A 5353-nucleotide genomic window follows, 5' to 3' on the forward strand; every position below is an offset into this window, starting at 1 on the left:
CCTTTTTTGTTTGGATACAGATTCGACACCTACATTCAAACGGGTAACTCTCCTTTTTTCAAGGACTTTGTCAGATCAGATCGAGACTAGTTCAAGTAATATCTTCAGGTTCTGCAGCGGTGTGCTGTTCTCCAGCGTTATTGACTAAGATATCCAACTTTCCATAATGAGCGAAGGTGTCTTGAACGCATTTTTTTGCGAAATCTACGTCTCCAATATCCCCCTTAAGCAAAAGAATTTCAGATCCGTATTTTTCTACACATTCTTTCGTTTCGTTAGCGTCTCGATCTTCTTCTAAATATACGATTGCTAGCTTTGCCCCTTCCTTTGCGAACGCAATAGTGGTAGCACGACCAATTCCACTATCTCCACCTGTGATTAACGCAACTTTCCCCTCCAATTTCCCTGCGGATTTATAGTGGGGATCATCGTATATGGGAGCCGGATGCATTTCCGATTCACGCCCGGGCTGAACGCGCTGTTCCTGAGCTGGCATCGTCTGTGTCATAAATTAACCTTTAAAAAATTATCCCCGGCATTTCCAATGCCTGGGAATGAGATATTGAAATGGATAGGCATTAAGATTTTTTTTTATGCTTCGGCTTATCAGACCGGCTTGTACTAGCCATATCTTTTAATTCTATCTTTGACATCGATTTATACATTGATTTCGATGCACCTTTTAGTTCGCTGACCTTTTTATCGCCCTCTTTGGCCGATAGAGCTATCCCGGCCGCCTGTTGTTGGCTTTTCGATTTAGCTGGCATAACGACTCCTTAAGAATAAGGCACAAATCATTATGAAGGGCGACCGCCATTTGAGGCAAACTTTTCTCGTTTTCCTTTGTAAGGATAATTGTTTACGGTTTGAGTAAGGTACGCGATTAGGCAGTTAATCCGCCCGTAAGGCATTCAAGCTGCAGCTATAACGTTCTAAAAGGTGCAAATATATATTTATTTCATTCGCTTATTGTTATTAAGTATATGTAACAAACATCCATGCGTCATTGATTTGCTTGTTAGTATAAAGGCGAAATCTTTCACCATTCACACACGTTATCGAGTCAAGGAGATATTTATGAACCAAGATATTGCGAAAGGAAAATGGGAACAACTAAAAGGCTCTATAAAAGAAAAGTGGGGAGACTTGACGGATGATGACATTACGCAAATAAACGGTAGTGCACAAAAAATGTGTGGGGTATTGCAGGAAAAGTACGGTAAAAACCGGATCGACGCCGAACGGGAGGTCGATGACTTCTGGGCACAACAAAACCAGTTGTAGAAATGTTCCATTGCTAAGTGTCACTTAGCACCGATTTAATCTGGAGAATATTATGGTAAAGAACCTACTATTGATATCGGCACTTCTTGCTATTCCATTTAGCGCGTCTGCGCAATCAACGAATCCTGCGACAGATATGAACCCAAAAACAGAGATGCATCCGAGTGAACAGAAATTGTCTAGTAACGATGAATCTTTTTTAAATGACGCAGCGCAAGCTGGTCTTGCAGAAATCGAGGGCGGAAAACTGGCGCAGCAAAAAGCCAAGACGTCAGAGGTGAAAGATTTCGCTACGAACATGATTACTGATCACACTAAAGTTGGCGACGAATTAAAACAATTGGCGGCAAAAAAAGGCGTGACAGTGCCGACGGAGCCGTCTCTTCTTCAAAAGGGAGAGCTAAAGGCTCTAAGCTTGCTTGATGATAAATTCGATGAAAACTACGTTGATCGGATGGCTGTGGCCGCCCACGAAAACACAGTTGAGTTATTCAAAAAAACCGCCGACGAAGCCGAAGATGGGGATATTAAGGTTTTTGCTCAGAAAACATTGCCCGCTCTAGAAGAGCACTTGAAGATGGCAAAGGCCCTTCATCCTACCGTTAGTAAGACGCAGTAAGGCGCTCAATAATTTGGCTATATTTTAATAAGGGAATCATAAATGCTACATTACGCAATCGTATTTTTAATTATTGCAGTTATTGCTGCTGTGTTGGGGTTCGGAGGGATCGCAGCAGGGGCCGCATCCATAGCAAAAGTGATTTTTGTAATATTTGTAATCCTTGCCATCGCATCATTCTTTTTCGGCAGGAATAGATAGTTCTCAAATTACGGAGTCAACAATGGCCAATTCAACAAAAATCGATCAGCTCAAAGAACTGGTGCTGCAAATGATAGAGACCGAACTAGGTGGTGAACAAGTGTACCGTACAGCGCTCACCTGCGCCATCAACGAGGATCTCAAAAAGGAATGGGAGGGCTATCTCGAAGAGACACTAAAACATCAAGAGCTTGCAATGGCTGTGGCGAAACATTTGGATTTAAATCCAAATACCAGATCGCCTGGGCGCGAAGTCGTAAAGAGTCTTGGGGAGTCATATGTTAGGGCGATGAAAACTATCCTGAAGGACGGTGCTCCGCAGGCCGCCCAGTTATTCGCCTGTGAATGCGTCGTCCTCGCTGAAACCAAGGACCATATGAATTGGGAGCTCTTCGGTAAAGCGATTGAAAAAGCAAACGCTAGCGATAAAAATTTCTATAAAGAAATTTTCGAACAGGTCGAACAACAAGAAGACCATCACCTCTTTCATACTAAAGGTTGGTGTCGCGAACTCTGGATTGAAAGCTTGGGTCTACCTGCTGTTTTACCTCCACCTGAAGAGATTAAACAGGTGGAGACTGAGATTGGCGCCTCGCGTGCTAAGCAACAGCGCACTGAGTATTTGTAAGATTATCATTCAATTGCCCCGCGCAAGCGGGGCATTGTGTCCGAAACGCGACTTTCATTTATTGATCTGCTTGAATTTCATTATCTCCTGCTCCACTTCATCGAGTATTTTCATTAAATAATCGCACTGTCTGCACATTTCCTGGGCTTCTTTGTTTTGTGAGGTGCTTAATACGAGCGCAATTTGCTGGTATATTATCTCTACAAAAGTGATTAAATTCACAAGTACAGGAGTAGCTTCTTTGTTTAGATAAAGTAAAGAATCCAGATTCCGGATGATTAGATTAAAATTAACATAGTCAAACTTGATTTTATTAAATTCGAGCTCTCGGTAGATGAGTTCGCATAATCTGAGTTGGCGATCGGTATTTTCGACGTGATCTCCGACAAAAGATTCTTTCAATTCTTGACTATAGTTCTTAACGTTATTAAAACTCCAAACTGCTTCCTTGTAATGGTTCATTGTCACATCGCAAAGGCTTAGAAACAATATCCGCTTTTTTTCTTCAGTGGACCTTTCCTTATCCGTCTCTCGCTTCCAGTTGCTATTGGCTATGTAAAGAGAAATGATTGCAGCAGTGAAGGTCCCTGCAGCAATAAGCAAGCTAGTTTTGCTTGAGAAATCGATATCGACCAATGTAAAAAGGCAGATTATCGAAGCAAATCCTAAGATAATCAAACCGGCCTTCAACGCGCGATTCATAATTGTTTTGCCCTCGTCATTGTTGTAAATAACTAGCCGATATGCGAAATTGAAATTACTATTCCAGCGGTTATCTTTTCATAGAAGCGATTTCGATTGAATTACCGAATGCAATTACTTGTTTCAGGAATATCAAAGCGACCATAAAGAATGAGCAATTACTTTTCTTAACTTGCCTTTAAGGTAGCCGTTTCATAATGGAGGTTATAGTGTATGTCCTCGTCTCGCACGTTTCTCTCACAAATGGAGTCTTTTCAAACCTCAGAACACGGTCCCGTCGTCGTGTTTTCTCCCCATTACGACGACGCCGTTTTTAGTTGTGGCGAGCTCCTATCATCCCTGTCTCTCGGTACCGTAATCACTATTTATACAGGTGTGCCTGATAACAAACAAATGCGTACCGATTGGGATATGCGCTGTGGTTTTTCAAATGCTGATCAGGCGATGCGGCAAAGAGCTTTTGAGAATGAAACGGCTTTAGCAGACCTTCAGGCTGAAGCAATAGACTTGGGATTTTTGGATAGTCAATACTTGGAGGAACCGCGGCGAGGCGCAGAATTACTTGCTGATATTACGAGCTTAAACTTAGAAAAAATCAAACCCTACTCCGTATTCTTTCCGATCGGTTTGTTCCACGAAGACCACATCCACGCCTCCGATATGCTGCTAACTATATGCAATCGATTTCCAGATATCTTGTGGTTTGTATATGAAGAAATCCCTTATCGTAATAAGCAGGAACGTGTATTAGCGAGAATCACGAACCTTGTAGAGCGAGGTTTTGCACTAGAACATTTCGCTACATGTAAAAGTGTAAGAAATAAGATGAGCGCGGTTAACGCCTATAAGAGTCAATTTCGTGGTCTGGGCTACGAAGACGGCGAGCCAATATTGCTTCAAGAAGAAAAATACTGGCGGCTGCATTGTTATTTGGATTTGCCATGATGAAAGAAGATGAAATCAGAGATAAGATTACGGTAGTGGTGTTGACCCACAATAGGGCTGAGGAATTGTGCCGTACCCTTACGCATTTGTTCGCGCTGGAGCAGTTACCGTCTATCGTTATCGTAGACAATTGCAGTGTCGATATAACTGCCAAACAGATTCGTTCAAGTTTTCCAAAAGTAACATATATTCGAGCAGAAAGGAATTGGGGGGCAGCGGGCCGCAATATCGGAGTTGATTTTGTGAAAACACCCTATGTTGCGTTTTGCGATGACGATACTTGGTGGGGCGCAAATTCTCTAAATGTTGCGATTGAGATATTGGATAAGCATCCCGACATTTCGGTGTTAAATGCTCGTATCCTTGTGGGACCTGATGAAAGGTTAGACCCCGCATGCGCTGATATGGAAAATAGCTCGTTAGATGTTATTGCTGGTGTCGGTCCCCAGCTAACCGGTTTTATGGCCGGTGCGAATGTTATGCGTACTATAGCTTATCAACAAGCAAACGGATACTGGGATGCTTTCTTTATCGGTGGAGAGGAAACATTGCTAGCGATGGATATAATGGACTCTGGAGGGAAAATTGTCTATGCTCCTGCTATCGTGGTCCATCATTGGCCTTCTCATTTGCGTAATAGCACCTTACGCGAACGGTTAACGATTCGCAATGCCATTTGGACGTGCTGGCTCAGACTTCCGTTTCATCTGGCATGGCAGCGAACTCGAAAAATCTTGAGTCAAACGCCTGACCGCCGTTTGCGTCGACGTGCCATTGCAGACGTTCTGCTCGGTTGCCATAAAGTGATGATTAAAAGGCGTATTCTGAGGCGCCAGACATGCGAGTTGCTTCAACGGGTCTGGGCACAGCACTAATTAAGTGAACTAGTCTCGATCTGATCTGACAAAGTCCTTGAAAAAAGGAGAGTTACCCGTTTGAATGTAGGTGTCGAATCTGTATCCAAACAAAAAAGG

9 protein-coding genes are annotated in these 5353 nt (G+C 42.9%); 6 read left to right on the forward strand and 3 right to left on the reverse strand.

The window, feature by feature from the left end; all coding sequences use genetic code 11:
• Positions 1-91 precede the first annotated feature (91 nt).
• Both W822_RS45660 and W822_RS45665 read right to left on the reverse strand, forming a co-directional pair.
• Positions 92-508: an SDR family NAD(P)-dependent oxidoreductase gene (locus tag W822_RS45660; RefSeq protein WP_024007544.1), complete on the reverse strand. Its 417-nt coding sequence runs from the start codon at positions 506-508 to the stop codon at positions 92-94.
• Positions 509-578: 70 nt separating this feature from the next.
• Positions 579-767 carry a DUF3008 family protein gene (locus W822_RS45665; protein ID WP_024007545.1) on the reverse strand — a complete coding sequence of 63 codons (189 nt, stop codon included), beginning with the start codon at positions 765-767 and terminating at the stop codon, positions 579-581.
• Positions 768-1077: 310 nt separating this feature from the next.
• Between W822_RS45665 and W822_RS45670 the strand changes: the two genes are divergently transcribed.
• The 4 genes from W822_RS45670 to W822_RS45685 are packed head-to-tail and all read left to right on the forward strand — an operon-like array spanning position 1078 to position 2732.
• Positions 1078-1284 carry a CsbD family protein gene (locus tag W822_RS45670; RefSeq protein WP_024007546.1) on the forward strand — a complete coding sequence of 69 codons (207 nt, stop codon included), beginning with the start codon at positions 1078-1080 and terminating at the stop codon, positions 1282-1284.
• Between the two features lie 52 nt (positions 1285-1336).
• Positions 1337-1903, forward strand: a complete 567-nt coding sequence (locus tag W822_RS45675) for a DUF4142 domain-containing protein (protein WP_024007547.1) — start codon at positions 1337-1339, stop codon at positions 1901-1903.
• A 42-nt stretch (positions 1904-1945) separates the two neighbouring features.
• Entirely contained in the window at positions 1946-2104 is a 159-nt protein-coding gene (locus W822_RS46265; RefSeq protein WP_024007548.1) for a DUF1328 domain-containing protein, read from the forward strand.
• Between the two features lie 22 nt (positions 2105-2126).
• The gene (locus W822_RS45685) at positions 2127-2732 is read left to right on the forward strand and encodes a hypothetical protein (RefSeq protein WP_024007549.1); all 606 of its coding nucleotides are present in this window, start codon (positions 2127-2129) and stop codon (positions 2730-2732) included.
• Between the two features lie 54 nt (positions 2733-2786).
• Here W822_RS45685 and W822_RS45690 read toward each other — a convergent pair whose 3' ends face one another.
• Positions 2787-3434: a hypothetical protein gene (locus tag W822_RS45690; protein ID WP_024007550.1), complete on the reverse strand. Its 648-nt coding sequence runs from the start codon at positions 3432-3434 to the stop codon at positions 2787-2789.
• 213 nt (positions 3435-3647) lie between these two features.
• Between W822_RS45690 and W822_RS45695 the strand changes: the two genes are divergently transcribed.
• Together W822_RS45695 and W822_RS0124285 are read left to right on the forward strand one after the other, a co-directional pair.
• Positions 3648-4379, forward strand: coding sequence for a PIG-L deacetylase family protein (locus W822_RS45695; RefSeq protein ID WP_024007551.1), 732 nt, complete (start codon positions 3648-3650; stop codon positions 4377-4379).
• Complete coding sequence (locus W822_RS0124285; RefSeq protein WP_024007552.1) at positions 4376-5254, forward strand: glycosyltransferase family 2 protein; 879 nt, start codon at positions 4376-4378, stop codon at positions 5252-5254. Before W822_RS45695 ends, W822_RS0124285 begins: the two co-directional genes overlap by 4 nt.
• Positions 5255-5353: the final 99 nt, after the last annotated feature.

Source organism: Advenella kashmirensis W13003 (assembly GCF_000506985.1).
Taxonomy (GTDB): Bacteria; Pseudomonadota; Gammaproteobacteria; order Burkholderiales; family Burkholderiaceae_B; genus Advenella; species Advenella kashmirensis_A.